The sequence below is a fragment of the Mycobacterium sp. IDUB_28 genome (genome assembly GCF_055419285.1).
In genome coordinates this window covers 271,163-297,518 of sequence record NZ_JBVAXK010000006.1, presented here as the reverse complement: position 1 = coordinate 297,518, position 26,356 = coordinate 271,163, and the positions used below count along the sequence as shown (strand labels likewise).

Here is a 26,356-nt window from a genome sequence, read left to right as displayed (position 1 = left end):
GTCAGGTCTTGTCGTCGTTGTTGCGGGGGAATCCGCCACCCTGAGGGAACAACGGGAACACCACGTCGTCGAGCTTCTCAGCGTCCCCGGCCGTCTTGTTCACCGTCGCGCCCCAGACGTTGCCGTCCGGCGACATCCGCAGCGCCCACGCGTGGCCGTGCGTGTCCTTGCGCACCACGTCGGGCTCGCCGGTGACCGCACCGGTCTTGGCTGCGAGCCTGACGGCGACGGTGAGCTTGGTGTTGATCAGGTTGACCAGCACGGTGCCGTCCATCGCCGCGCAGCCGGCCACGCCGGGTTTGTCCGGCCAGGTCCACACGGTGGAGACCTCGGACTTCTTGGTGATGCGTTGCAACCGGTCCGCGCCGGGGGTGCGGTCGGCGACGTAGAGCGACCCGTCGACGGGGTCGATGCACAGGCCCCCACCGGAACCGATGCCCGACAGCGCCGTCGTCGGCGGCGCCTGACCCAGCGTGGTGGGCTGTTCGATACGTAATACCTTGCCCGCCAACGATTTCGGATCCGCGGCCAGTGCCGGGTTGCCGGCATCACCGGTCAGCACAACCAGGGTGGTCGGACTGGTGAAGATCAACGCCCCGGTGTTGCCGGTGGCGCCTTTGGGAATTCCGGTCAGGATGTCCTTGGCCACGTCGCCCTCGGCGATGCGGATGACCCGGTTGTCGGTGGGAGTGCTGACGTAGGCGTACATCAGCCGATCCTGCGAGAAGGTGGGGGACAGCACGATATCCATCAAGCCGCCGTCCCCGGACGGGTCCACCGGGATGACCATCTTCACTTTGGGCTCGGCGCTGACGGAGACTTCCCGGACCACGCCGGTGGTGCGCTCGGCGACCAACGCCGTCTTGCTGTCGACCCCCATGATCAGACCGCTGGTGCTTTCCAGGCAGCCCTGCATCACCCCGGGTGCCGGACATTCCTTCGGAAACGGCGTCGCCGGTAACGGGGGCGGTGGGGGCGGCGTCGAGCTGGGCTGCGGCTTGAGCTCGGGCGCCGTGGTGAACGGTTGTGATTGGGCGTCGTTGAACCGCGCGCAACCGCTCGACACCAGCACCGCGGCGGACAGCGCCACCAGCGCGCACCGAACCGACCGCCGTAATCGCATGACCGACAGGCTACGGGAAATCGTGGTCGGGACAGCCTGCCGATCGGCCGAACTGCGGATTTAACAGACAGAAGCGCCGCTCAAATCCCAGCTTCCGGCGAAATTGCCCTTACCCTGGCACCCGTGACCAGTTCGAATGATTCGCATTGGCAGCGGCCGGGCAGTACCGCAGTGCCAACCTCCAGCCGTCCCGCTACGGCCAGCCTGGTTGACCCCGAGGACGACTTGACCCCGGCGGGGTATTCCACCAACTTCGGCAACACCGGAACCACGACCATCATCCCGCCCCTCGATGCCGGCGAGAGCGGCTCGGGGTACCACCTGCTCGACGCGCAGGAGCCGCTGCCCTACGTCCATTCGCCGCAACCCGCCCGCCAGGTGCCGGTGGCGCCGGCCGCCATCGACATCGACGACGAGGAAGATCGGCTGCACACCGCCGGGCGGCGCGGTACCCAGAACTTCGGGTTGATGGTGCTGCGGATCGGACTCGGTGCGGTGTTGATCGCCCACGGACTGCAGAAGTTGTTCGGTTGGTGGGGTGGTTCAGGTCTGCACGCATTCAAGAACTCGCTGACCGACGTCGGCTACCAGCACGCCGACATCCTGGCCTACGTGAGTGCCGGCGGGGAGATCGTGGCAGGCGTACTGCTGGTGCTGGGACTGTTCACCCCGATCGCTGCCGCGGGTGCACTGGCCTTCCTGATCAACGGGTTGCTCGCCAGCGCCTCGGCCCGGCCGCGCTCGAACACGTTCACCTATTTCCTGCCCGACGGGCACGAATACCAGATCAGCCTGATCGTGATGGCTGTCGCCGTCATCCTGGCCGGTCCCGGTCGTTACGGTCTGGACGCGGGCCGCGGCTGGGCCACCCGGCCTTTCATCGGCTCGTTCGTGGCGCTGCTGAGCGGGATCGCCGCCGGTATCACGGTGTGGGTGCTGCTCAACGGCGTCAATCCGCTGGCTTGATTCGGCAGATTCTCCTCGTCAGCCGGCCGCTGATAACTTAGCCTGAGAGCCGTTGTCGCTCCGTGCGACGGTGGTTCAGTCGGTGTCGGGTCGACCATGGGGGTCACGGTGAGCACACCCCGCGATTACAACCAGCCGCCTTGGCCGCAGCGACCGGATCCGCGGCGCCCGGCCGGATATCCCCCGCAGCCCGGCAACCCGTGGGTACAGCGACCGCCGCAATACGGTCAGCCGCCGCGGCCTTACAGTCAACCGCCGGGACCATACGGTCAACCGCCGGCGCGCCAATATGCTCCACCCCCGGGGCAATACGGTCAGCCCAGTCCGCCGCCCGGTCTGCCGAAGAAAAGCGGATCGAAGAATAAACCAATCCTCATTATCGGCGGAATTGCCGCCGCCTTGATTGTGGTCATCGTCGTTGTGCTCGTGACCGCGGTGGTGAATCAGGACGTCAAGAAAATCGCCGTCGCCGATGTGCAGGCTCAGGTGCAACAAGTCCTGTTGGACCGGGTCACCGGTTACAGCTCCGGTGACATCAAGGACGTCAAATGCAATGGCGGCCAAGACCCTACGGTCGACAAAGGTGAGAGTTTCACCTGCACTGTCAACGTTCGCGGAAAGTCGCGCCAGGTGAAGGTGACTTTCAAAGATGACGACGGCACTTACGAGGTGGGGCTGCCCCAGTTGGACGGCGGCAAGTGAAGCGGGCCACGAAGTGGGGCAAAGTTGTTGCCGTGACCGCGATTACGTGTCTGGCCCTGGCCGGCTGCAGTTCGTCGGGCAAGACGACCATGGTCAGTGGACGGGCCGTGTCAGGTGTCTACGACCCCACCGAAGTCGGGGGGCTGCCGCTGAGTGAGGGGCCCAGCGGCCCCCGCCCGAACGCGCCCAAACCGACCGGGGCGGTGAAAAACTCCGACAACGGCGAAATCGACCGGTTGTCCATGTTGGCACTCAATGACATCGAAGAATTCTGGAAGGCGAATTGGCCCGACGCCGCCAAACGTCCATTCAAAGCCGTCAGTGAAGTCTGGTCTTATGACTCGCGCGATTCGCGCAGTCCGGTCATCTGCCGGAACAGGTCCGCCGGGTCTATCAATGCCTCGTACTCGCCGAGCTGCAATCTCGTCAAATGGGACCGGGGCCAGTTGTTCCCCGCGGCGCAGAAGTATTTCGGCGATATGGCGGTGGTCGGGATTCTCGCCCACGAATTCGGGCACTCGTTGCAGCACAACGGGGGATTGATCAGTTCGCGGACCCCGACGATCGTCATGGAGCAGCAGGCGGATTGTTTCGCCGGGGTCTATCTGCAGTGGGTCGCGGCGGGCCACTCGTCGCGGTTCACGCTGAGCACCGGCGATGCGTTGAGCCATGTGATCGCCGGAATGTTGAAGACATCAGATCCGATCATGAACGAGGAAGAATACGAGGAGTCCGAAGACTCCGAGCACGGCTCCGGGTTCGACCGGGTCAGCGCGTTCCAGATGGGCTTCGACAGCGGGTCGGGGACCTGCGCCAAGATCGACACCTCCGAGATCAAGAAGCGCCGTGAGGGCCTGCCGGTGGCCTTGCAGGAAAGCTCCTCCGGTGGCACGGAGGCCGGCGAGGTCACCGTGAACGAAGACACCGTTCAGACGCTGGTCGACATCCTCAACGTGGTGTTTGCGCCGAAATCGCCGCCCACCCTGTCGTTTACGTCCAGCGGCTGCTCGGACGCCAAGCCCACCCAGGGCGCCTCGTACTGCCCGGCGAGCAACACCGTCATCGCCGACCTGGCGAGCCTGCAGCAGATCGGCAAACCCGGCGGCCGCAAAGGAATGACCGATCCGCAGATGCTGCAGGGCGACAACACCGCGCTGTCCATCGTCGCCTCGAGGTACGCGCTGGCGGTGCAGCGCGAGCGGAGTTTGTCGCTGGACACGCCGATGACCGCGGTGCGGACGGCGTGTCTGACCGGTGCCGCTCAGCGCGGCATGGCGCAGCCCGTCTCGATCCCCTCCGGCAAGCAACTGGTGCTGACGGCAGGTGACCTGGACAAGGCGCTGATCGGGCTGTTGATGAACGGTGTAGCCGCCAGTGACGTCAACGGCGGCAACACCCCGGCCGGCTTCACCCGCATCATCGCGTTTCGGGCGGGCGTACTCGACAACATCGAGGAGTGCTTCAACCGAATCGCCTGATCAGCGGTACGGATTGGGAACCCGTCCGGCACTGGCTTCGGTCAGCAGCGGCAGCGTTGCAAATGTCACGGCGGGTAGCCGCAGCTCAGCGCCGCTCTTGAGGTGCGCGCGCGCCCAGGAACCGCGGTGGAACCGCAGCCCGTCGATGTCGTCCCACGCCACCGACCGGCTGCCGAGCAGGGTCCGCACCGTCACGCCGTCGGCATCGGCCACGGTGCGCAGCCGGACGATCAGCGCCGACAGCAGCACCGGGATCACCAGCACCGGAGCGCTCGGCGGCCACGCCAGTACCGGGACCAGCAGGCACAACGTCAGGAAACCCACCGCGAGATGCGCCATCGGGGACACTTTGAGCACGACGGGCGACTTGGTAACCACCCACGCATCATCGCATCGCCGCCGGGATTTGACTGCTGAGCAGTGCGAAGGCTACCGTCGGACGCTATGAAGTCTGGAATGCTCGTAGTACTTAGTCGGCGCGTTGGTGCCTGACTAGCTCTATCGAGCACCAACGCGACCCTCGTACAGCAGCCCAGCTGACGGGGGTTTTTTCTTGCCCCGAGACGCCGAAGAAGAACACCCGAAGAGGACACAGTGAGCGCACCCACGCAGTCACCGGCACCGGCCCCCACACCCGCATCCGAGAAGGCGGCCAGCATCGCCTCCGATGCCGGCAAAGCCGCGCGGAAGCCGGCCACGGGCCAGCCCAAACGCATTGCGCCGCACCAAGTTACCGGTGCCCAGGCGGTGATCCGATCGTTGGAGGCGCTCGACGTCGACGTCATCTTCGGCATCCCGGGCGGCGCGGTACTGCCCGTCTATGATCCGCTGTTCGACTCCCAGCAGCTGCGACACGTGCTGGTCCGCCACGAGCAGGGCGCCGGTCACGCCGCCAGCGGCTACGCCCATGCCACCGGTCGCGTCGGGGTGTGCATGGCGACCTCGGGCCCGGGTGCCACCAACCTGGTGACCCCGCTGGCCGACGCACAGATGGACTCCATCCCGGTGGTGGCCATCACCGGTCAGGTCGGACGACAGCTGATCGGCACCGACGCCTTCCAGGAGGCCGACATCTCCGGCATCACGATGCCGATCACCAAGCACAACTTCCTGGTGCGCACCGGCGACGAGATCCCGCAGGTGATCGCCGAGGCCTTCCACATCGCCGCGAGTGGGCGTCCTGGCGCTGTTCTCGTCGATATCCCCAAGGACGTGCTGCAGGGCCAGTGCACCTTCAGCTGGCCGCCGCGGATGGATCTGCCCGGCTACAAGCCGAATACCAAGCCGCACAACCGCAAGATCGCCGAGGCGGCCAAGCTGATCGCCGCCGCCCGCAAGCCGGTGCTCTACGTCGGCGGCGGGGTGATCCGCGGTCAGGCGACCGAGCAACTGCGGCAGCTGGCCGAACTGACCGGAATCCCGGTGGTCACCACGTTGATGGCGCGCGGCGCGTTCCCCGACAGCCACCCGCAGAACTTCGGCATGCCGGGCATGCACGGCACGGTCGGCGCCGTGGCGGCGCTGCAGCGCAGCGACCTGCTGATCGCGCTCGGCACCCGCTTCGACGACCGGGTGACCGGACGACTCGACTCGTTCGCGCCCGAGGCCAAAGTCATCCACGCCGACATCGACCCCGCCGAGATCGGCAAGAACCGGCACGCCGACGTGCCGATCGTCGGCGACGTCCGCAACGTCATCACCGAATTGATCGAGATGCTGCGCCACTACGAGGTGCCCGGCAACATCGACATGACGGGCTGGTGGGAGTACCTGGAGGGGGTCCGCAAGACCTACCCGCTGAGCTACGACCCGCAGAGCGACGGCAGCCTCGGACCGGAGTACGTCATCGAGAAACTCGGTGAGATCGCCGGCCCGGACGCCATCTACGTGGCCGGGGTCGGACAGCACCAGATGTGGGCCGCGCAGTTCATCAAATACGAAAAGCCGCGCACGTGGCTGAATTCCGGCGGTCTGGGCACCATGGGCTTCGCGATCCCGGCGGCCATGGGCGCCAAGATCGCGCTGCCCGACACCGAGGTGTGGGCGATCGACGGCGACGGCTGCTTCCAGATGACCAACCAGGAGCTGGCCACCTGTGCCATCGAAGGCATCCCGATCAAGGTGGCGCTGATCAACAACGGCAACCTGGGCATGGTGCGGCAGTGGCAGACCCTGTTCTATGAGGAGCGGTACTCCCAGACCGACCTGGCCACGCACTCGCACCGCATTCCCGACTTCGTCAAGCTGGCCGAGGCGCTGGGTTGCGTCGGAATGCGTTGCGAGCGTGAGGAAGACGTCGCCGACATGATCCAGAAGGCGCGCGAGATCAACGACCGCCCGGTGGTGATCGACTTCATCGTCGGCGCCGACGCTCAGGTCTGGCCGATGGTCGCCGCGGGCACCAGCAACGACGAGATCCAGGCTGCGCGCGGGATTCGTCCCCTGTTCGACGACATCACCGAAGGGCACGCCTGATGGCTACCGGTTCGACGAAGACCCACACCTTGTCGGTGCTGGTCGAAGACAAGCCCGGTGTGCTGGCCCGCGTTGCGGCGTTGTTCTCCCGGCGCGGTTTCAACATCGAGTCGCTGGCTGTGGGCGCGACCGAGCAGAAGGACATGTCCCGGATGACCATCGTGGTCTCCGCCGAGGCGACTCCGCTCGAGCAGATCACCAAGCAGCTCAACAAGTTGATCAACGTGATCAAGATCGTCGAGCAGGATAACGACAATTCGGTGGACCGCGAGTTGGCGCTGATCAAGGTGCGAGCCGACGCGGGCACCCGTAGTCAGGTGATCGAAGCGGCAAACCTGTTCCGCGCCAATGTGATTGATGTGTCCCCGGAGTCGCTGATCGTCGAGGCCACCGGCAACCGCGGCAAGCTCGAAGCGCTGCTGCGGCTGTTGGAGCCGTTCGGCATCAAGGAGATCGTCCAATCCGGCGTGGTGTCCATGGCCCGCGGTTCGCGCGGCATCGGCACCGCCAAGTAGATTTTTCGCTGCCCAACTACAAGGAGATAGAGACGTGCCAGAGGCATTGGAGATGTTCTACGACGACGACGCAGACCTGTCGATCATCCAGGGTCGCAAGGTCGGAGTGATCGGCTACGGCAGCCAGGGGCACGCGCACTCGCTGAGCCTGCGCGACTCCGGCGTCGAGGTGAAAGTGGGCCTCAAAGAGGGTTCGAAGTCGCGGGCCAAGGTCGAGGAGCAGGGCCTCGAGGTCGACACGCCCGCCGAGGTGGCCAAGTGGGCCGACGTGATCATGCTGCTGGCGCCCGACACCGCGCAGGCCGAGATCTTCACCAACGACATCGAGCCCAATCTGAACGACGGCGACGCGTTGTTCTTCGGCCACGGGCTCAACATCCACTTCGACCTGATCAAGCCGCCGGCCAATGTCACCGTCGCGATGGTCGCCCCCAAAGGCCCCGGCCACCTGGTGCGCCGTCAGTTCGTCGACGGCAAGGGTGTGCCCGCGCTGATCGCTGTGGACCAGGACCCGACCGGCAACGGTGAGGCGCTGGCACTGTCCTACGCCAAGGCCATCGGCGGTACCCGCGCCGGCGTCATCAAGACCACGTTCAAAGACGAGACCGAAACCGACCTGTTCGGTGAACAGGCCGTGTTGTGCGGCGGCACCGAGGAATTGGTGAAGACCGGCTTCGATGTGATGGTCGAGGCGGGTTACCCGCCGGAGATGGCCTACTTCGAGGTGCTGCACGAACTCAAGCTGATCGTGGACCTGATGTACGAGGGTGGCATCGCCCGGATGAACTACTCGGTGTCCGACACCGCGGAGTTCGGTGGCTACCTGTCCGGCCCGCGCGTCATCGACGCCGACACCAAGGAGCGGATGCGCGCGATCCTGCGCGACATTCAGGACGGCACCTTCACCAAGAAGCTGGTGGCCAACGTCGAGGGCGGCAACAAGGAGCTCGAGGCGCTGCGCAAGGAGAACGCCGAGCACCCCATCGAGGTCACCGGCAAGAAGCTGCGCGATCTGATGAGCTGGGTGGACCGCCCGATCACCGAGACCGCCTAGCGGCGGGCAGCCCTACCGCACCTCGGGCGCCGAGCGTCACGCCAGAGTGGCGTTCGGCGGGCCGAGCGTCACGCCAGAGTGGCGTTCGGCGCCGATCGTTGCTCCAGCGTGACGCTCGGCGGACTTGGGTGCCGCATCAGCGCGACGGGCGGCCCGCTCAACCGGCGGCCAGTCGCCCTGCCACCGAGACCACCCGCCGGGCCAGATGATCCAGTGCGTTGATCGTGGCTTCGCCGAGCTCGGTGATGTTCTCGCGGTTGGCGACCAAACTCACCCCGTAGGGGTTGCCGTCGACGAACTTCAGCGGGTCGGTGTATCCGGGCGGCACCAGGATCCCGCCCCAGTGCATCAACGACATGTAGAGGCTGACCAGCGTGGTCTCTTGCCCGCCGTGTGGTGATTCGGTGGACGTCCACGCCGCGTATACCTTGTCGGCCAGTTTGCCCTGGGCCCACAGACCCCCGAGCGAGTCCATGAACGTCTGAAACTGCGATGTCGTGGCGGCGAAGCGGGTGGGGGAACCGAAGATCACCGCGTCGGCCCACACGATGTCGTCGCCGGTGGCTGCTGGAAGGTCTTTGGTCGCTTCGTAATTCGCCGTCCACGCCGGGTTGTGCGCGAACGAGTCGGGGTCGCGGGTCTCTGCCACGTGGCGTAGCCGGACCTCGGCGCCCGCGGCTTCGGCGGCGGCCGCGACGCGCTTGGCCATCGTGGTGCCGTGGCCGGTGGCGGAGTAGTAAATGATCGCGAGTTTGGTCATGAGGTCAGCGTAGGCCGGTCCCGGTTGGCATTGACGACGATGTGCTGGGTGTTGTAGATCTGTGGGCCGATCGGACGTCCCTGGCCATCGTGGGGGGTGTGCCACTGGCTGACGAACAGATTCAGCTTGTCCAGCGTTGAATCAGGCAGCGGCACAAGGTAACCCCCGTAGTTCTGCGGGACGAAGTTGGGTAGATCCGGATCGTGTTGTTGTACGACGATCGTGCGAGACGCGTTCGGCGCGAGCACTTCTGGTGGGCTGCCGCAACCGACGTGCACCTCGACCGCACCGGGCCCGTTGGACGCGTTGAAGCCGGCCAGCACCGGTCGGCCGTCGATCTCCCGGAAGCTGAGTTCACCGAACCGGTCCCGGCCGATCGGCACGGTGGCGACCTTGCCGGGGGCGCCCCATCCGGCACCGGTCCAGGGCCGCCAGACGCCGCGGTCGGCTACCCGCCCCGCGGCGACGCGATACATGGTTACCGGCTGGGAGCGGTCGAACGAGTCGGCGGCGATGTAGACGAAACCGTCGGCGGCCTGATATCCGCTGATCTGGGTAGGGTGGCTGAGCGGGCTGGTTCCGTGTTCGCCGGGGGTCCAGGGGCGCCATGATCCGCGCACCGGCGGCCAGCCCGACCCGGGATCGTTGGTAACCAGAACCAGCCAGGAGCCGCCGTCGGGGCGCAAACTCGTTGTGCCCGTGACCATCACGAAGGCGGTGCCGTCGCGCATCCGGATGCTGCCCGCCGGCAGTGTGTTGGAGCCGCGGGCCGGTGGGGGAGTGGGGAACAACACATTCGGGCTGTTCGTCGGCCCGGTCAGCGGAGCACCGAAACTCGGGCGATCGTTGGCGTCGAACGCCACCGGCACCGCCACCGACGCGTAGTGCAGCTCGGCGCCGACATGATCGCCGCCGAACGCGTCCCCGAAAATGGCGACATACCGCCCATCGGGGAGTTGCACGACTTCGCCCAGGTCCGCTGCACCGATCCCCGGTATCCCGACCCTCGAGCCGGTACCGGCGACCGACCCGAGGTTGAGCGCGCTACCGCGTTGCGGTCGCATCATCCGCTGCTGCGGGGCCCAGCCCGGGCATCTCAGTGATGCCGAATTCACGACGCAGCACGGTGCGGGCCGCGTAATAGCCCGCCATCCCGTGCACACCGGCACCCGGCGGGGTGGCGGACGAACACAGGTAAACCTTGGGAATCGGTGTGCTCCAAGGGTTCAGCCGCGGCGTCGGGCCCAGCGTTGCCCGGAGAACCGACGCCCCGCCTACCGCGATGTCCCCACCGACGTAGTTGGCGTTGTGGTCGGCCATCGCCGCCGCCGGCACCGCGCGGGCGGCTACCACGATGTCGCGGAAACCGGGCGCGAACCGCTCGACGACGGCCGTCACCGTTTCGGTGGCGTCGACGTTGGACCCCGACGGCACGTGAGCATAGGTCCAGAACGGCCGGCGGCCGGCCTCGTCGACCCGGCCGGGATCGACGAGGTGCGGCAACGAGGCGAGCACCATCGGCGATTCCGCATGCCGGCCGGCGGCGATCTCGGCCTCGGCGCGCGCCATCTGTGCGCGGGTACCGCCGAGATGCAGCGTCGGGGCGTTGCGCAGTCGCGTGTCCGCCCACGGAATTTCACCGCTCAACACGAAATCCACCTTCGCGACACCTGAGCCAAAACGATAGCGGCGCAATGCTTTCGCGTAACCGGCCGGAATTGTGTCTGCGTACACCTGAAGCAGAGTGGTGGGCGCGGTGTCGAAAATGGTCACCGAATCCGGCGCAGACGTGACCTCGACGCCGGCCGTCAACTCACCGCCATGCGCGCGCAGATCGGCGATCAACGCATCGGAGATCAGCTGGGTGCCACCCACCGGAACAGGCCACCCGACCGAATGGGCGAGAGTGGCCAACATCAATCCAGCGCCCGCCGACGCGAGGGACGGCAGCGGCGTGATCGCATGGGCGGCAACGCCGGTGAACAATGCGCGGGCATCCTCACCCCCCAGCGTGGCCCACGCCGGGGTGCCCTGAGCCAGGAGCCGCGTGCCCAACCGCGCCGTGGTGAGCAACGAACCGGGGACCGACCGTTTGTCGCCGAGCAGAAAGTTCACCACCGCGTCGTCCTCGCGTACCAACGGGCCCAGAAAGCGTCGCCAGGACGTGCCATCGGTCAACTCGGCACAGGTGCGCTGCAGATCGCGGTAGGCAATCGCGGCCGGGCGGTCCGGAAGCGGGTTGGCGTAGGAGATTTCCGGGATGGCCAGTTGCACACCCCGTGCGGCCAGATCGAATTCGGCGAAGAACGGGGACGCGATCGCCAACGGGTGCACCGCCGAACATACGTCGTGCGAAACGCCGGAGTATTCGACGTCGACCTGGGTGCGGGCGCCGCCGCCGAAGGTGGGCTGGGCCTCCAGCACCTGGACTTTCAGTCCGGCGCGTGCACAAATGACGGCCGCGGCAAGCCCATTGGGCCCGCTGCCGACGACGGTGACGTCCATACGTCCATTACAGCCGACGGCGTCCCGGAGAAACCAGGTGCCCTGCCGGCCGCGTATCAGCCACAGAGTGTGGCTCGCGGGCTCGCCCGGTAGCGAACGGACAGAATTCCAGATACAGATACCGCTCGAGCATTAGCGCGGGGGCGGCCGCCGGCAGGCAGGCATCGGCCACCCGTCTGCCATACGTCGATGCAGCAGCTCAAATCAACCGCGCACTGTTGTCACAGTTGGCTGCAATCCGTTGCCGATCGAGGTCGGGGATGTTGGGCCGGGCCAATATGCGCCGCCAGAGTGTCACGGCTTCGGCGTGCTCGTCGATCCACGACGCGCACACGGCCGCCTCGTCGAGCGCGCCCCAATTGTAGGTATCGGCGCTGACATTCAACGTGTCCTCGGTGGGTAACGGGATCTCGGCGGCGTGCTTGGCGAACAGATAGCCCAGTCGGTAGCGCTTATCGAGGCGGTACCGAAAAGCGATGGCGTACAACGCTTCTGCGCGAGTCGGCCGGAACTCCCAGGCCCGCAGGTAGGCGTCTTGCACCTGCGGCCAGGGCGCACCCATCGACGACATCGACTCTCCGACACGGTACATCGAGTAGTACACCTCTTCGGCCCATCCGCCCATTTCGACGCGGTGCTCGTACCACTTGCGGGCGTTCTCGAAATCGCCCAAGTCGAAATAGCTTTGCGCCAGATAGAACACCGACCGGGCATCTTCGGGGTTACGTTCGAGCTCGGTGAGCAGCAGGTCGCGGTCGCTTTCGTACTTCTGCTGCGGATTCGAGTTACGGGCACCGAGGCGGCCAGACTCGATGTAGTAGTCACCATCGACTCGGTCGTGGTTGAAATCGGAGTCCACCATGACGTACTCGTGGATCACGCCCTCGTAGCGGACCGGCAGCCCGTCGCGGAACAGGTTCGGTCGCCAATTCATGTCGGAGCTCGGGCCATAACGGAGTTGGTAGAGGTCGTCGCCCAACTGGCCGAAATCGAGGTTGCCGACGACCTTGTCGTCAGCGTCGAGAACCCAGATGTAGTCGCCGTGGCCCTGAGCGAGGGCCAACGCCTCGGACCGGTTGTGCCCGAAGTTGCGCCACGGCCGCTGATGGAGCGCCCCGGGAATTCCGTGGCGCGCCATGTGATCGCGGATGACGTTCTGGGTTCCGTCGTCGGAACCGGTGTCCACGATCACCCAGGAGCTGATGTAGGGCGCGATGTTGTCCAAGGTCTCCCGAATGATCCCCGCCTCGTTTCGGACGATCATGTTGACGCAGATCGCTGGGCGTGCAGGGCAGGACACGGCCGGATCGTACCCAGCAGCGCTGGTGGTCGCTGGCAGATCCGCCTGACTCCGTCGTGCCGACGGCCGCCGCCGGGGGCGATGCGGGTGACCCGCGGCGCCCGACCGGGACTCTGCTGCCGCGCCCGCGGCAACGCCGCTACGCTGGCCCGCGTGAACTTGCCTGTTGTATTGATCGCCGACAAACTCGCCCAATCAACCGTCGCTGCCCTGGGAGACCAGGTTGAGGTGCGCTGGGTGGACGGACCCGACCGGGAGAAGCTGCTGGCCGCGGTGCCCGACGCGGACGCGCTGCTGGTGCGGTCGGCCACCACCGTCGACGCCGAGGTGCTGGCCGCCGCCCCCAAGCTCAAGATCGTCGCCCGCGCCGGCGTCGGGCTGGACAACGTCGACGTGGATGCGGCCACCGCCCGCGGCGTGCTGGTGGTCAACGCCCCCACCTCGAACATCCACAGCGCCGCCGAGCACGCACTGGCCCTGCTGCTGGCCGCGGCCCGCCAGATTCCGGCGGCCGACGCGACCCTGCGTGAACACACCTGGAAGCGGTCGAAGTTCTCCGGCACCGAGATCTTCGGCAAGACCGTCGGCGTGGTGGGTCTGGGCCGGATCGGGCAGCTGGTGGCCCAGCGGCTCGCCGCCTTCGGGACCCACCTGGTCGCCTATGACCCGTACGTGTCGTCGGCGCGCGCGGCGCAGTTGGGTATCGAGCTGCTGCCCCTGGACGACCTGTTGGCCCGCGCGGACTTCATCTCGGTGCACCTGCCCAAGACGCCTGAGACCAAGGGCCTGCTGAATAAGGAGGCGCTGGCCAAGACCAAGCCCGGCGTCATCATCGTCAACGCCGCCCGCGGCGGCCTGATCGACGAGGCGGCGCTGGCCGACGCCATCACCGACGGCCACGTCCGGGCCGCCGGCCTGGACGTCTTCTCCACCGAGCCGTGCACCGACAGCCCGTTGTTCGAGCTGCCGCAGGTGGTCGTCACCCCGCACCTGGGTGCGTCCACCGCCGAGGCCCAGGACCGGGCCGGCACCGACGTCGCCGAGAGCGTACGGCTGGCGCTGGCCGGGGAATTCGTGCCCGACGCGGTCAACGTCGGCGGCGGCGTGGTCAGCGAGGAGGTGGCGCCCTGGCTGGATCTGGTGCGCAAGCTCGGCGTGCTGACCGCGGCGCTGTCGGACGAACTTCCGGTGTCGGTGTCGGTGCAGGTGCGCGGCGAACTGGCCGCCGAAGAGGTCGGGGTGCTCAAGCTGTCGGCGCTGCGCGGACTGTTCTCGGCGGTGATCGAAGACTCGGTGACGTTTGTGAACGCACCTGCGCTGGCCGCCGAACGCGGGGTGACCGCCGAAATCAGCACGGCCACCGAGAGTCCCAACCACCGCAGCGTGGTCGACGTGCGGGCCGTGGCCGCCGACGGCTCGGTGGTCAACGTCGCGGGCGCGCTGTCCGGGCCGCAGCTGGTCGAGAAGATCGTCCAGATCAACGGCCGCAACTTCGACCTGCGCGCCCAGGGCATCAACCTGGTGGTCAACTACGCCGACCAGCCCGGCGCACTGGGCAAGATCGGCACGCTGCTCGGATCGGCCGGGGTGAACATCCAGGCCGCGCAGCTGTCCGAGGACACCGAGGGTGACAGGGCGACCATCCTGCTGCGGTTGGATCAGGATGTTCCGGACGACGTGCGCGCCGAGATCGCCCAGGCCGTGGGCGCCAACAAGCTCGAAGTGGTTGACCTGTCATGACCAAACTCGCGGTCATCGCCGGCGACGGCATCGGCCCGGAGGTCATCGACGAAGCGCTCAAGGTGCTCGACATCGTCAAACCGGGAGTCGAGAAGACCACCTACGACCTGGGCGCCCGGCGTTTCCACGCCACCGGTGAGGTGCTGCCCGAGTCGGTGGTGCCCGAACTGCGCGAGCACGACGCCATCCTGTTGGGTGCGATCGGGGATCCGTCGGTACCCAGCGGCGTGCTGGAGCGGGGCTTGCTGCTGCGGATGCGTTTCGAGCTGGACCATCACGTCAACCTGCGGCCGGCCCGCCTGTACCCCGGCGTCAACAGTCCGCTCGCGGGCAACCCCGAGATCGACTTCGTGGTGGTGCGCGAAGGCACCGAGGGGCCCTACACCGGCAACGGTGGCGCAATCCGCGTCGGCACCCCGCACGAAGTGGCCACCGAGGTCAGCGTCAACACCGCGTTCGGTGTGCGCCGGGTGGTGACCGACGCGTTCGAACGGGCGCGCAAGCGTCGTAAACATCTGACGCTGGTGCACAAGACCAATGTCCTGACGTTCGCAGGCGGATTGTGGCTGCGGACGGTGCAGGAAATCGGCACGCAGTACCCCGACGTCGAGGTGGCCTACCAGCACGTCGATGCGGCCACCATCTTCCTGGCCACCGATCCCGGCCGCTTCGACGTGATCGTCACCGACAACCTGTTCGGCGACATCATCACCGATCTCGCCGCCGCGGTTTGCGGCGGCATCGGTCTGGCCGCCAGCGGCAACATCGACGCCACCCGGACCAATCCGTCCATGTTCGAGCCGGTGCACGGCAGCGCGCCCGACATCGCCGGCCAGGGCATCGCCGACCCGACCGCGGCGATCATGTCGGTGGCGCTGCTGCTGGCCCATCTTGGTGAGGACGCGGCGGCAGCGCGGGTGGATCGGGCCGTAGCCCAATACTTGGCGACTCGCGGGGACGAACGGCCTGCCACCAGCGATGCCGGCGCACGGATTGCAGCCGCGCTCTAGTCTCCAGGCCCGGCGGTAACAGGCGGGTCGGCACCAACGGGACGGCGGCCAGCGGGAACAGGCCGCACAGCGCCCACGCCAGGGGATATGCGGCGGCGGTGATCAGCGCACCGAACATCGGCGGTCCGGCGGCCGCCATCAACCGCTGCGTGGTGTTCTGGATGCCCAGCGCGCGTCCACTCCAGTACGGTCCGGCGAACTCGGTGATGGCGGTGGCCTCCAAACCGTTGTCGAGGACGGCGATCACCGCAATGGCGACCATCAGGAACACATCGAATCGCGTGTTCATCTGGTCGGAGAGAGCCAGCAGGAACAGTGTCAACGCGGCGCTGACGGCGATGATGCGCACCGGCCGGGTTCGGGAACCGATGCGATCCGACCACCGTCCCGCCAGGATGCGGCCCCCCGCACCGATCAGTTGCGAGATGGTCACCAGCCCGCCGGCCGCTGCCACCGACCAGTGGTGGTGGTTGATCAGCCAGACCAGCATGAAAGTGACGGTCACCGTCTGCGGCATCATCAGCAACGCCGACGCCGCGTGGATCCGCCACAGCGTCGACGAACCGCGATATGGACTGGCCAACTCTGTGTCGGTGGCCGTGTGGCGGGACTTGCGCGGCGGATCTTTCACCGCGACGATGCTGGCCACTGTTGCGCACGCGCACGCCACCGCCGGGAACATCAGCCCGGCATGGGCGCCGCGCTCGGCTAGTTCGGGAATCACCAACGCGCCCAAGGCAATTCCGATGGGCTGCGCGGTCTGACGGATGCCCATCGCCAACCCGCGCTGTTGCGGCGGGAACCACCCCGACACCAACCGGCCACCGGCGGTGTTGCAGCTGGCGGCTGCCATGCCGCCGAGGAACAGGAACACCCCCATCCCCAGCAGCGAATGCACCGATGCCGCGGCGTAAGCGGCCGCCGCGGTGAGGCCCGAACCGAGCGCCAACACGATTCGCTCACCCACCCGGTCCAATACGTAGCCCCAGGCGACCAGGGTGACCACCATGCCCCAGCTGGGCATCGACGCCAACAGGCTTGCCTGGGCCAACGGGGTCCCGCGTCCGCTGACCAGCCGGGGGAGTAGGAAGGCGACGCCGTTGATGAAGAGGAAGGCACTTGCCGTCACGAACACCGAGACGACGACGATCGACCAGCGCCTGACCGCGCCGGCCTGCTCTTCGGGCATCCGCCAATGCTCGCACAGGCGACGCGGCGCGATGGGCTACCGAACCACCCGGCGACCGGCGGATTGTCGCTGCGCCCGCTCCTCGAGCCCGGGTGGTACCAGTCCGGTCGGCACCACCGGTACGGCGGCCAGCGGGAACAGGCCGCACAGCGCGAACGCCACCGGAAAGCCGAATGCTCCGATGATCACGCCGAACATCGGCGGACCGGCCAGGGTCATCAGTCGTTGTGTGGTGTTCTGCACACCCAGTGCACGGCCGCTCCAGAACTGTCCGGCGACCTCAGTGATCGCGGTCGCCTCCAAGCCGTTGTCCATCACCGTGATCACCGCGGCGGCGACCATCAGCCCCACGGCCAGCGGGGGATAGAAGTCATTGGTGAACGCCAGCAACATCAGGGCCACGCTGGTGGCGAGCGCAACCAGGCGGATCGGTCGCATACGCGAACCGATGCGGTCGGACCACCGGCCGGCCAGGATGCGGCTCACCGCGCCCAGCAGTGCGGTGAAGCTCACCAACGTGCCGGCATCCTCGAGCGGCCACCCGTGCTCTCGGACCAGCCACACCAGCATGAACGTCACGGTCACCGACTGAGGCATCACCATCAGCGCCGACAGCCCGTGGATCCGCCACAACACCGCGGAGTTGCGGTACGGGCTCGAAAGCTCGCCGTCGTGCGCCTCGGTGCGCGGCTTACGCGGCGGGTCGTGCGCGACGACGGCGGCGACCACCGCCGACATCGCGCACGCCAACGCCGGAAACAACAAGCCGGCCGCGGGTGGACCATGTTGGGCGAGTCGGGGAATGGCCAGCGCGCCCATCGCGATCCCCAGCGGCTGCGCCGTCTGGCGTACGCCCATCGCCAAACCGCGCTGCTCGGGCGGGAACCAGCCCGCCACCAACCGGCCACACGCGGGATTGCAGCTCGCCGCGCCCATGCCGCCGAGGAACAGCAACACGCCCATCACCAACAGGGAATCCACCGCCGAGGCGGCATACGCAACCGCCGCGGTGATGATCGAGCCCAGGGTCAGCACGATCCGCTCGCCGATGAGGTCGGCGACGTAGCCCCAGCCGATCAACGTCACCACCATGCCCAGGCTCGGCATGACCGACAGCAGCCCGGTTTCGGACAGCGGAGTGCCGTGCGCGGCTTCCAGCGCCGGAATCATGAACGGGACCGCGTTGATGAAGCTGAACGCGCTGGAGGTGACGACGAGGGCGACGACCACCATCGACCAGCGCTTAGCGGCGCTGGTCGCGTCCGATGACATCAAGCAATGCTTGCACACAACCCGGGCATGAGCGCCCGGCTTCGCCGCGCTCGCGACCCTCGCTAGGTCTGATGGCGAGGGCCCGCAGCGCCCGGCTTCGCCGCGCTCGCGACCCTCGCTAGGTCTGAGGGCCGGGTTCCTCCTCGGGGCCTGCGGCCCCGCATCGTCACCCGGCTGGATCTGATGGCGAGGGCCCGCAGCGCCCGGCTTCGCCGCGCTCGCGACCCTCGCTAGGTCTGAGGGCGAGGGCCCGCAGCGCCCGGCTTCGCCGCGCTCGCGACCCTCGCTAGGCTGATCCGAATGCGCCTTGGTCGAATCGCCAGTCCTGACGGAGTCGCGTTTGTCAGCATCGAAGGCCCACTCGACGATCCGGGTGCGATGACGGTCCGCGAGATCGCCGAGCATCCGTTCGGCACGCCGACTTTCACCGGCCGCAGCTGGCCGCTGGCCGACGTGCGGCTGCTGGCCCCGATTCTGGCCAGCAAGGTCGTCTGCATCGGCAAAAACTACGCCGACCACATCGCCGAGATGGGCGGTGTCACTCCCGCCGACCCGGTCATCTTCATGAAGCCCAATACCGCGATCATCGGACCCAACGTGCCGATCCGATTGCCCGCCAACGCATCCACCGTGCACTACGAAGGAGAGTTGGCGGCGGTGATCGGCCGTCCGTGCAAGGACGTCTCGGCGGCACAGGCCGCCGACAACATCCTGGGCTACACCATCGGCAACGACGTGTCGGCGCGCGATCAACAGCAGTCCGACGGGCAATGGACCCGCGCCAAGGGTCACGACACCTTCTGCCCGGTCGGGCCCTGGATCGTCACCGATGTGGACCCGGCGGATCTGGAACTGCGCACCGACGTCAACGGTGAGGTCAAGCAGCATGCCCGCACCTCGCTGATGATTCACGACGTCGGCGCGGTCGTCGAATGGATCTCGGCGGTGATGACCCTGCTCCCAGGCGATCTCATCCTCACCGGAACGCCCGCCGGGGTCGGTCCGATCGAGGACGGCGACACTGTCTCGGTGACCATCGAGGGCATCGGTACGCTGTCGAATCCGGTGGTACGCAAGCCGGCCCTGTGATTCACAACACCAATCCTGTAGTGCGCAAAGGAAAGTCGTGACAGTACGAGTTCGGTTCTGCCCGTCGCCCACCGGCACGCCGCACGTCGGAATGGTGCGCACCGCGCTGTTCAACTGGGCCTATGCCAGACACACCGGTGGCACCTTCGTCTTCCGCATCGAAGACACCGACGCCGCCCGGGACAGCGAGGAGAGCTACGCGGCGCTGCTCGATGCCCTGCGTTGGCTGGGCCTGGACTGGGATGAAGGACCCGAGGTCGGCGGGCCGTACGGGCCCTACCGGCAGTCGCAGCGCGGCGATCTGTACCGGGACGTGGTGGCCCGACTGCTCGAGGCGGGCGAGGCCTACTACGCGTTTTCGACGGCGGAGGAGGTCGAGGCGCGCCACGTCGCCGCCGGCCGCAATCCAAAGCTGGGCTACGACAACTTCGATCGCCAGTTGACCGATTCGCAGCGCGCGGCGTTCCTCGCCGACGGCCGACATCCGGTGGTGCGGTTGCGGATGCCCGACGAGGACCTCAGCTGGGACGACCTGGTGCGCGGACCCACCACGTTCGCAGCGGGCTCGGTACCCGACTTCGCGTTGACGCGCGCCAACGGAGATCCGTTGTACACCTTGGTGAATCCGTGCGACGACGCACTGATGAAGATCACCCACGTGCTGCGCGGCGAGGACCTGCTGCCGTCCACACCGCGCCAGCTCGCGTTGTACCAGGCGCTGATCCGGATCGGGCTGGCCGAGCGTACCCCGCAATTCGCCCATCTCCCAACTGTTTTAGGTGAGGGAACCAAGAAGCTGTCCAAGCGTGACCCGCAGTCCAATCTGTTCGCGCACCGCGACCGCGGTTTCATCCCCGAAGGGCTGCTCAATTATCTTGCGTTGCTGGGCTGGTCGATCGCCGACGACCACGACCTGTTCAGCCTCGACGAGATGGTCGCCGCGTTCGACGTGGTGGATGTCAACTCCAACCCGGCCCGGTTCGACCAGAAGAAGGCCGACGCCCTGAACGCCGAGCACATCCGCCGGCTCGCCGTCGACGATTTCACCGCACGGCTGCGCAGCTATCTGGATGTGCACGGCCATCGCCTGGGCTTGACCGATGCGGATTTCGCTACCGCGGCCGAGTTGGTGCAGACCCGCATCGTGGTGCTCGGCGACGCGTGGGGTCTGCTGAAATTCCTCAACGACGACGAGTACGCGCTCGACCCCAAGGCCGCCGCCAAGGAACTGGGACCCGACGCGGGCCCGGTGCTCGACGCCGCCATTGCGGCGCTGGACTCGCTGACCGCCTGGACCACCCCGCGGATCGAGGAAGCCCTCAAGGGCGCGCTGATCGAGACCTTGGCGCTCAAACCGCGCAAGGCGTTCGGCCCGATCCGGGTCGCTGCCACCGGAACCACCATCAGCCCGCCGTTGTTCGAGTCGCTGGAACTGCTGGGTCGCGACCGCAGCCTGCAGCGGCTGCGGGCCGCGCGCGACGTGGCCGGTTGAATCTTTGGTAGTGTGCACTTCGGCTTCAACTGGCCGGCCTCAGCGGCACCGGATGCGGGTATCTCCCGTTAACGGGCTCTGAGCAGCGGTTTTAGGCGGCCGATGGGGTATGGTGTAATTGGCAACACAGCTGATTCTGGTTCAGCCATTCTAGGTTCGAGTCCTGGTACCCCAGCAAGATCCCACCGGGTCAACCGATTAGGTGGGGTTTCCGTGTTCGGCTATGCTGACTCTCCGGATCGTGTCCGGCCCCGTCGTCTAGCGGCCTAGGACGCCGCCCTCTCACGGCGGTAGCGTGGGTTCGAATCCCATCGGGGCTACAAAATTGCGCGTCACCCAGTCTGCTGGGTTCCGCGCACAGCCGGAGCGGTCGAGCCACCCACCGGCATCGGGGGCATTCCCAGCTTGCGGTGATCCCAGGACCGGGTGCGGTTGCTGACGATGCGCACGCAGACGCGCTTGTTCATCATCTGCTCGACGAACGGCTTCATCTCGTCGCTGTAGGGACCGGTGTAGCGCTCCCACACGCTGACGCCGACGCGGTGCGAGGTGTCGGGATCGTCGACGATTTCAGCGGTGCCCTCGAAGGACACCCCGCGCAGCGTGTCGTAGGTGTCGCCGTCTTCGATCAGGAAACTCACCCGCGGATCGCGCTTGAGGTTGACGGCCTTCTGCGACTTGGCCTTGGTCTCCAGCCAGATCTCGCCGTCCAGCACCCCGTACCACATGGCCGTCAGGTGCGGTTGGCCGTCGGGACCGATGGTGGCCAGCGTGCCGGTACGGCTGTTGGCGACGAACTCGGCGATCTCGTCGGGGGACATGACGATGCTCGCGCGCTGATTGGTTCCCATGGCGTCAGTGTGTCAGGTCGCCGGTGCACGCCTGCGCCGAGCCTGCACTGATGGCGCCGAGCCTGTACTGAGGCCGCAGTTTTCGTGATCTGCCCGTCCTGAGTGCAGTCTCGGTGCGGAATTCACAGCCGCCGCGCCAGCTCCTCGGCAGCCGCCAACAGATCTGCGGCCCAACGCGCCCCGGGCCGCCGGCCCATCCGGTCGATCGGGCCGGACACCGAGATGGCCGCCGTCACAATGCCGCGGCTGTCGCGCACCGGTGCCGAGACACTGGCCACACCGGGCTCGCGTTCGGCCACGCTCTGTGCCCAGCCGCGCCGGCGCACGTCAGCCAGCGTCCGGCTGCTGAACTTGGCGTCCGGCAAGACCACCTGCTGAGTGGCCGCATCGCTGTGCGCGAGCAACACTTTGGCGGCCGAACCCGCCGTCATCGGCAACCGGGCGCCCACGGGCACCGTATCGCGAAGCCCGGCAGCAGGTTCCAGCGCTGCCACGCACACCCGCATGGTGCCTTCGCGACGGTACAACTGCACGCTCTCGCCGGTGGTTTCCCGCAACCGGGGCAGCACGGCGGCACCCGCGGCCAGCAGCGGATCGTTGACGTGCCCGGCCAGTTCGGTAACCGCCGGACCGAGCCGCCAGCGGCCGTCCTCGTCGCGTCCGAGCAACCGATGCACCTCCAGGGCAGCGGCGACCCGGTAGGTGGTGGCCCGGGGCAGGCCGGTCCGCTCGCACAGTTCGGCGAGCCCGCAGGGGGATTCCGCGACCGCGTGCAGGACGCCCACCGCTTTGTCGAGGACGCCGATCCCGCTATGCTGTCTCATATATAGATACTAGCGTCTCACATACTGAGATCCAGCCTCCGACGGATCGGTGTGGGACGCAATCGACGAATCGAGGCAATGCGCATATGTGTGCTGCGAAAGACAACCCCCGAACCCTGGCAGAGAAGGTCTGGGACGACCACGTCGTGGTGTCGGGTGAAGGAAACGCACCCGACCTGATCTATATCGACCTGCACCTGGTGCACGAAGTCACCAGTCCACAGGCCTACGACGGGTTGCGGCTGGCCGGCCGTCGAGTACGGCGGACCGATCTGACGATCGCCACCGAAGACCACAACGTGCCGACGGTCGACATCGACAAGCCGATCGCCGACCTGGTCTCCCGCACCCAGGTGGAGACGTTGCGGCGCAACTGTGCCGAATTCGGTGTCCGGCTCTACCCGATGGGTGACATCGAGCAGGGCATCGTGCATGTCGTCGGTCCGCAACTGGGCCTCACCCAACCGGGCATGACGATCGTGTGCGGAGACAGCCACACCTCGACGCACGGCGCATTCGGGGCAATCGCCATGGGGATCGGGACATCTGAGGTCGAGCACGTGCTGGCCACGCAGACGCTGCGGCTGCGACCGTTCAAGACGATGGCGGTCAACGTCGACGGACAGCTGCCTGCCGGGGTGAGCGCCAAAGACATCATCCTCGCGCTGATCGCCAAGATCGGAACCGGTGGCGGACAGGGATATGTCATCGAATACCGGGGCAGTGCCATCGAGTCGCTGTCCATGGAGGGCCGGATGACGGTCTGCAACATGAGCATCGAAGCCGGCGCCCGCGCAGGCATGGTGGCCCCCGACGAAACGACCTACGAATTCCTGCGTGGTCGCCCGCACGCCCCGAAGGGCGCCGACTGGGACAACGCACTCGCCTATTGGCAGCAGCTGCGTACCGACCCGGGCGCGGTTTTCGACACCGAGGTCTACCTCGACGCATCCTCGCTGAGTCCGTTCGTCACCTGGGGGACCAACCCGGGCCAGGGGGTGCCGCTGGCTGCGGCGGTGCCGGATCCCGAGTTGATGACCGACGACGCACAACGCCAGGCCGCGGAGAAAGCCTTGGCGTACATGGACCTTCGGCCCGGGACGGCGATGCGTGACATCGCGGTCGACGCCGTGTTCGTCGGATCCTGCACCAACGGCCGGATCGAAGACCTGCGGGTGGTGGCCGACGTGCTGCGCGGGCGCAAGGTGGCGCCGGGGGTGCGGATGCTGGTGGTGCCGGGCTCGATGCGGGTGCGCGCACAGGCCGAAAGCGAAGGGCTGGGGGACATCTTCACCGCGGCCGGCGCCGAATGGCGCCAAGCCGGCTGCTCGATGTGCCTGGGCATGAACCCTGATCAGCTCGCGCCCGGAGAGCGTTGCGCCGCCACGTCGAACCGCAATTTCGAAGGGCGACAGGGCAAGGGCGGCCGGACGCACCTGGTGTCCCCGGCGGTCGCTGCGGCCACTGCCGTTCGCGGCACGCTCTCCGCGCCCGCCGACTTGACCTGACCGACTTTGATTTCACGCTGAGAAATAGGGGAAGAAGATGGAAGCCTTTCACACCCACACCGGAATCGGTGTGCCGCTGCGGCGGTCCAATGTCGACACCGATCAGATAATTCCCGCCGTCTTTCTGAAGCGCGTCACCCGAACCGGTTTCGAGGACGGTTTGTTCGCCAGCTGGCGTTCGGATCCGTCATTCGTGCTCAATCTCAGTCCCTTTGACCGAGGCTCGGTCTTGGTTGCTGGACCCGATTTCGGAACCGGATCCTCACGCGAACACGCGGTCTGGGCGCTCATGGACTACGGATTCCGGGTGGTTATCTCCTCTCGCTTCGGCGACATTTTCCGCGGCAACGCCGGCAAGGCGGGTCTGCTGGCCGCCGAAGTCGATCAAGACGGGGTCGAGCTGCTCTGGAAGCTGATCGAGCAGAGCCCGGGGCTGGAAATCACTGTCAATCTTCAAGATCGAAATATCACCGCGGGAACGGCGGTGTTGCCGTTCAGGATTGACGATCACACCGCGTGGCGATTGTTGGAAGGACTCGACGATATAGCCCTTACGCTGCGGAAACTCGACGAAATCGAAGCGTTCGAGGCATCGCGCCCGGTGTGGAAGCCGCGCACGGCGCCAATCTGACCGACCCCCTTGCGGTCTGGAATTCCAGCCGGGCCGGCGCGCGCCAAACAAGCGCAATTCACATCGGCGCCACCGGCCAAGGGCGGCAATCGGATTGCCGAAATTGCAGTCATTCGCGCTTGAAATTGCGCGTGGCTCTTGGCAATTTGCCAGCAAAGGGTTTACCGTGTCCTCTAGTCGGTTCCAAATCGAGGACCACTGGCTTCGGAGGGTTGGATGAACAAAGCAGAGCTCATAGATGTGCTCACACAGAAATTGGGCTCAGACCGCCGGCAGGCCACCGCCGCTGTCGAGAATGTCGTCGACACGATTGTGCGTGCGGTGCACAAGGGCGAGAGCGTCACGATTACCGGTTTCGGTGTCTTCGAACAGCGTCGCCGCGCAGCCCGCGTTGCCCGCAACCCGCGCACCGGTGAGACCGTGAAGGTGAAGCCCACATCGGTTCCGGCGTTCCGCCCAGGTGCCCAATTCAAAGCGGTTGTGGCTGGCGCACAAAAGCTCCCGGCCGACGGTCCCGCAGTGAAGCGTGGCGTAGTCGCGGGTGCGGCGAAGAAGACGACCGCCAAGCGGGCTCCGGCCAAGAAGGCTGCGACCAAGGCGCCGGCCAAGAAGGCCGCGACCAAGGCTCCGGCGAAGAAGGCTGCGACCAAGGCTCCGGCGAAGAAGGCTGCGACCAAGGCTCCGGCGAAGAAGGCTGCGACCAAGGCACCGGCCAAGAAGGCTGCGACCAAGGCTCCGGCCAAGAAGGCCGCGACCAAGACGCCGGCCAAGAAGGCCGCGACCAAGGCTCCGGCCAAGAAGGCCGCCAGCAAGGCGCCGGCCAAGAAGGCTCCGGCCAAGAAGGCCGCCGCCACACGCCGCGGTCGCAAGTAGCACTCACACGCGAATACCCTTCGGCGGGCAGCGATGGCCTACCGGAGGGTATTTGCGTTGTCAGGTGCGCACGTTGGGGGCCAGTGCCCCGCCGATGTGGTCGGCGGCGATGAGCCGACCGCCCGACAACGACAGCACCCAGGTGCTGCCCTTGTGGTTGCGGGCCTTGTCCGGCCGCACCCCGTTGCGGTCGCACCACCATCCGATCAGATCCGGAATCACCTTGCCCTGCGAGCAGATCACCGGTGTGCCGGCCCGTCCGGCGATCTGCAGCACCCGCTGTCGGCCGCGTTTGGCGTTCTTGGCGTAGGCCTCTTCGGTGAGGTGCGGTTCGTTGTGAATGGTCACGCCCAGTTCCTCGGCAAGCGGTTCCACGGTTTGGTGGCAACGCACCCGGTCGGCCGCGTAGACGTCGGTGGCGCCGAAAGCCAGTAGCTGGGCCACCAGCGCCTCGGCTTGCGCGCGGCCTTTCTTGTCCAGCGGTCGTTTGGTGTCGTCGCCGCGGTAGCGGGCCTTGCTGCCGGCGGTACCGTGCCGCACCACCAGCACGGTCTTGGTGTCCGCCGGCTGTTTGGTGAACCGTCGCAATACCTTTCGGTCTTGTGCGTAGCCGAGCTTCTTCATGGCCTCGGACACCGGCAGCCAGAGCAGATCGTCGACCTCGTCCCCGGCGGCGAAGGTCCCGCCGGTGCTTCTGGCGGCCCAGTAGTACACCTTCTTGACGCGCTGGTCGATCGGGTAGGTGATCGTGGTGAGGTACCTGCCCAGCTGACTGTGATGGCCGGTCTCTTCGAGCACTTCGCGCACGGCGGTCACCGGCGGGGTCTCACCCGGATCCACCTTGCCTTTGGGCAGCGACCAGTCGTCGTACCGGGGCCGGTGGATCACCGCGATCTCGACCGACTTACCTGATTCGCGGGTCGGTCGCCACAGCACCGCTCCCGCGGCGTGCACGATGCGGCCACGGCGGGCCGACGAATTCTGGGACGACACCTCAAC

23 protein-coding genes, 2 tRNA genes and 1 pseudogene are annotated in these 26,356 nt (G+C 66.8%); 15 read left to right on the top strand and 11 right to left on the bottom strand.

Annotated elements, in window-relative coordinates; translation table 11 throughout:
• Position 1 precedes the first annotated feature (1 nt).
• A complete protein-coding gene (locus ACZYZ9_RS15310; RefSeq protein WP_463827088.1) occupies positions 2–1,123 on the bottom strand; it encodes a PQQ-dependent sugar dehydrogenase in 1,122 nt (373 codons plus the stop codon).
• A gap of 123 nt (positions 1,124–1,246) precedes the next feature.
• Between ACZYZ9_RS15310 and ACZYZ9_RS15305 the strand changes: the two genes are divergently transcribed.
• From ACZYZ9_RS15305 to ACZYZ9_RS15295, 3 genes are all read left to right on the top strand, one after another.
• A complete protein-coding gene (locus tag ACZYZ9_RS15305; protein WP_463827087.1) occupies positions 1,247–2,089 on the top strand; it encodes a DoxX family protein in 843 nt (280 codons plus the stop codon).
• Positions 2,090–2,515: 426 nt separating this feature from the next.
• On the top strand, positions 2,516–2,791 hold the full coding sequence (locus tag ACZYZ9_RS15300) for a DUF4333 domain-containing protein (RefSeq protein WP_463827086.1): 276 nt from the start codon (positions 2,516–2,518) through the stop codon (positions 2,789–2,791).
• Positions 2,792–2,880: 89 nt separating this feature from the next.
• Positions 2,881–4,269, top strand: a complete 1,389-nt coding sequence (locus ACZYZ9_RS15295) for a neutral zinc metallopeptidase (RefSeq protein ID WP_463827188.1) — start codon at positions 2,881–2,883, stop codon at positions 4,267–4,269.
• Here ACZYZ9_RS15295 and ACZYZ9_RS15290 read toward each other — a convergent pair whose 3' ends face one another.
• Entirely contained in the window at positions 4,270–4,608 is a 339-nt protein-coding gene (locus ACZYZ9_RS15290; protein WP_463827187.1) for a PH domain-containing protein, read from the bottom strand. It abuts the gene before it with no gap.
• Between the two features lie 255 nt (positions 4,609–4,863).
• Here ACZYZ9_RS15290 and ACZYZ9_RS15285 point away from each other — a divergent pair, with 255 nt between their 5' ends.
• From ACZYZ9_RS15285 to ilvC, 3 genes are read left to right on the top strand one after another with little or no spacing between them, the layout of a single operon-like run.
• Positions 4,864–6,744, top strand: coding sequence for an acetolactate synthase large subunit (locus ACZYZ9_RS15285; RefSeq protein ID WP_463827085.1), 1,881 nt, complete (start codon positions 4,864–4,866; stop codon positions 6,742–6,744).
• Positions 6,744–7,259: an acetolactate synthase small subunit gene (gene ilvN / locus ACZYZ9_RS15280; protein WP_463827084.1), complete on the top strand. Its 516-nt coding sequence runs from the start codon at positions 6,744–6,746 to the stop codon at positions 7,257–7,259. The genes ACZYZ9_RS15285 and ilvN overlap by 1 nt, the downstream gene beginning before the upstream one ends.
• A 52-nt stretch (positions 7,260–7,311) precedes the next feature.
• On the top strand, positions 7,312–8,313 hold the full coding sequence (gene ilvC, locus ACZYZ9_RS15275; protein WP_463827186.1) for a ketol-acid reductoisomerase: 1,002 nt from the start codon (positions 7,312–7,314) through the stop codon (positions 8,311–8,313).
• A gap of 157 nt (positions 8,314–8,470) precedes the next feature.
• Here ilvC and wrbA read toward each other — a convergent pair whose 3' ends face one another.
• From wrbA to ACZYZ9_RS15255, 4 genes are all read right to left on the bottom strand, one after another.
• The gene (gene wrbA / locus ACZYZ9_RS15270; RefSeq protein WP_463827083.1) at positions 8,471–9,073 is read right to left on the bottom strand and encodes an NAD(P)H:quinone oxidoreductase; all 603 of its coding nucleotides are present in this window, start codon (positions 9,071–9,073) and stop codon (positions 8,471–8,473) included.
• Entirely contained in the window at positions 9,070–10,137 is a 1,068-nt protein-coding gene (locus tag ACZYZ9_RS15265) for a DUF4185 domain-containing protein (protein WP_463827082.1), read from the bottom strand. The genes wrbA and ACZYZ9_RS15265 overlap by 4 nt, the downstream gene beginning before the upstream one ends.
• The gene (locus ACZYZ9_RS15260; protein WP_463827081.1) at positions 10,118–11,578 is read right to left on the bottom strand and encodes a phytoene desaturase family protein; all 1,461 of its coding nucleotides are present in this window, start codon (positions 11,576–11,578) and stop codon (positions 10,118–10,120) included. The genes ACZYZ9_RS15265 and ACZYZ9_RS15260 overlap by 20 nt, the downstream gene beginning before the upstream one ends.
• Before the next feature lie 199 nt (positions 11,579–11,777).
• Positions 11,778–12,878, bottom strand: a complete 1,101-nt coding sequence (locus ACZYZ9_RS15255; protein WP_463827080.1) for a glycosyltransferase — start codon at positions 12,876–12,878, stop codon at positions 11,778–11,780.
• A 153-nt stretch (positions 12,879–13,031) separates the two neighbouring features.
• Between ACZYZ9_RS15255 and serA the strand changes: the two genes are divergently transcribed.
• Both serA and ACZYZ9_RS15245 read left to right on the top strand, forming a co-directional pair.
• Positions 13,032–14,618, top strand: a complete 1,587-nt coding sequence (serA, locus tag ACZYZ9_RS15250) for a phosphoglycerate dehydrogenase (RefSeq protein WP_463827079.1) — start codon at positions 13,032–13,034, stop codon at positions 14,616–14,618.
• Positions 14,615–15,628: a 3-isopropylmalate dehydrogenase gene (locus ACZYZ9_RS15245; RefSeq protein WP_463827078.1), complete on the top strand. Its 1,014-nt coding sequence runs from the start codon at positions 14,615–14,617 to the stop codon at positions 15,626–15,628. Before serA ends, ACZYZ9_RS15245 begins: the two co-directional genes overlap by 4 nt.
• Positions 15,629–15,761: 133 nt before the next feature.
• On the opposite strand, the pseudogene ACZYZ9_RS15240 reads toward ACZYZ9_RS15245, so the two are convergent.
• Positions 15,762–16,817: pseudogene (locus ACZYZ9_RS15240) on the bottom strand (MFS transporter); the annotation flags it as partial.
• 36 nt (positions 16,818–16,853) lie between these two features.
• On the bottom strand, positions 16,854–18,089 hold the full coding sequence (locus ACZYZ9_RS15235) for an MFS transporter (RefSeq protein WP_463827077.1): 1,236 nt from the start codon (positions 18,087–18,089) through the stop codon (positions 16,854–16,856).
• Between the two features lie 300 nt (positions 18,090–18,389).
• Here ACZYZ9_RS15235 and ACZYZ9_RS15230 point away from each other — a divergent pair, with 300 nt between their 5' ends.
• The 4 genes from ACZYZ9_RS15230 (at position 18,390) to ACZYZ9_RS15215 (ending at position 20,990) form a co-directional block, all read left to right on the top strand.
• The gene (locus ACZYZ9_RS15230; protein ID WP_463827076.1) at positions 18,390–19,178 is read left to right on the top strand and encodes a fumarylacetoacetate hydrolase family protein; all 789 of its coding nucleotides are present in this window, start codon (positions 18,390–18,392) and stop codon (positions 19,176–19,178) included.
• 37 nt (positions 19,179–19,215) lie between these two features.
• Entirely contained in the window at positions 19,216–20,670 is a 1,455-nt protein-coding gene (gltX, locus tag ACZYZ9_RS15225; protein WP_463827075.1) for a glutamate--tRNA ligase, read from the top strand.
• A 103-nt stretch (positions 20,671–20,773) separates the two neighbouring features.
• A tRNA-Gln gene (locus ACZYZ9_RS15220) sits at positions 20,774–20,845 on the top strand.
• A 72-nt stretch (positions 20,846–20,917) separates the two neighbouring features.
• Positions 20,918–20,990, top strand: a tRNA-Glu gene (locus ACZYZ9_RS15215).
• A 12-nt stretch (positions 20,991–21,002) separates the two neighbouring features.
• Here the strand turns inward: ACZYZ9_RS15215 and ACZYZ9_RS15210 are convergent.
• Together ACZYZ9_RS15210 and ACZYZ9_RS15205 are read right to left on the bottom strand one after the other, a co-directional pair.
• Positions 21,003–21,521 (bottom strand): PPOX class F420-dependent oxidoreductase, encoded by a 519-nt coding sequence (locus ACZYZ9_RS15210; protein ID WP_463827074.1) that lies wholly within the window; start codon positions 21,519–21,521, stop codon positions 21,003–21,005.
• 122 nt (positions 21,522–21,643) lie between these two features.
• Positions 21,644–22,345: an IclR family transcriptional regulator gene (locus ACZYZ9_RS15205; RefSeq protein WP_463827073.1), complete on the bottom strand. Its 702-nt coding sequence runs from the start codon at positions 22,343–22,345 to the stop codon at positions 21,644–21,646.
• A gap of 86 nt (positions 22,346–22,431) precedes the next feature.
• Between ACZYZ9_RS15205 and leuC the strand changes: the two genes are divergently transcribed.
• From leuC to ACZYZ9_RS15190, 3 genes are all read left to right on the top strand, one after another.
• Positions 22,432–23,853, top strand: coding sequence for a 3-isopropylmalate dehydratase large subunit (gene leuC / locus ACZYZ9_RS15200; protein ID WP_463827072.1), 1,422 nt, complete (start codon positions 22,432–22,434; stop codon positions 23,851–23,853).
• A gap of 37 nt (positions 23,854–23,890) precedes the next feature.
• Positions 23,891–24,484: a 3-isopropylmalate dehydratase small subunit gene (leuD, locus tag ACZYZ9_RS15195; RefSeq protein WP_463827071.1), complete on the top strand. Its 594-nt coding sequence runs from the start codon at positions 23,891–23,893 to the stop codon at positions 24,482–24,484.
• Positions 24,485–24,700: 216 nt separating this feature from the next.
• Positions 24,701–25,357, top strand: coding sequence for an HU family DNA-binding protein (locus ACZYZ9_RS15190; protein ID WP_463827070.1), 657 nt, complete (start codon positions 24,701–24,703; stop codon positions 25,355–25,357).
• A 60-nt stretch (positions 25,358–25,417) separates the two neighbouring features.
• Here the strand turns inward: ACZYZ9_RS15190 and mutT1 are convergent, their stop codons facing one another.
• Positions 25,418–26,350, bottom strand: coding sequence for an 8-oxo-(d)GTP phosphatase MutT1 (mutT1, locus tag ACZYZ9_RS15185; protein WP_463827069.1), 933 nt, complete (start codon positions 26,348–26,350; stop codon positions 25,418–25,420).
• Between the last annotated feature and the right edge of the window lie 6 nt (positions 26,351–26,356).